Source organism: Pseudoalteromonas sp. bablab_jr011 (genome assembly GCF_016464045.1).
GTDB lineage: Bacteria > Pseudomonadota > Gammaproteobacteria > Enterobacterales > Alteromonadaceae > Pseudoalteromonas > Pseudoalteromonas lipolytica.
Map to the genome: position 1 here is coordinate 1 of NZ_JACDWU010000057.1, position 666 is coordinate 666.

Annotated in this window: 1 protein-coding gene; it reads left to right on the top strand. The window is 41.7% G+C overall.

Translation table 11 applies throughout. The annotated features are described in order from the left end of the window. A partial coding sequence (locus JIG41_RS01575; RefSeq protein WP_199524173.1) for an RNA-guided endonuclease TnpB family protein occupies positions 1-633 on the top strand: 633 nt, incomplete at its 5' end. Positions 634-666 lie beyond the last annotated feature (33 nt).

The window sequence follows — 666 nt, forward strand, 5'->3', positions numbered from 1 at the left end:
GTTGGTTCGAACGGATTTGTGGCCGATAATCCGAAGTTTTTAAAACAGTCAAAAGAGAAGCTAAATCAATTGCAACGCCAGCTTGCGCGTCGAACCAAAGGCTCAAATCGTTGGCACAAAACTAAACAACGCATCAATAAACTACACGGTAAAATCTCAAGGCAAAGGCTCGACTTTGCGCACAAAATTTCACGACAGATAATCAATGAAACTGATATAGCGTGTTTTGAAGATTTAAACGTAAAAGCGATTCAAAAGTTCAATGGCAGCATGGTTGCCGATAACGTAATGGGGCTGATAACTCAGCTTTCAAAATACAAAGCTGAGTTAGAGGGTAAGTTGTATCACGAAATTGGTCGATTTGAGAAGTCCACTGGGATCTGCTCAGAGTGCGGCCAAAACCATGTTTTAACATTGAACGATAGGTATTTCACTTGTGTAGCTTGCGGAACGTATCAAAACCGTGATCTATCGTCGGCTAAGAGCATAGAAAAGACAGGTGAATTAGATTTAATTGCGGCTGGAATCGTCGCAAGGGTAGCACCCGTATCTCAGGAGAAACAATCCGTTAAAACGAAAGTCTTCGAATTATCGAAGTTGGATTTTGGATCTGAGAAAAAAGAAGCAGCCTAGCCGTTAAGCTAGACTGTAGAAGCCCAGTGATCA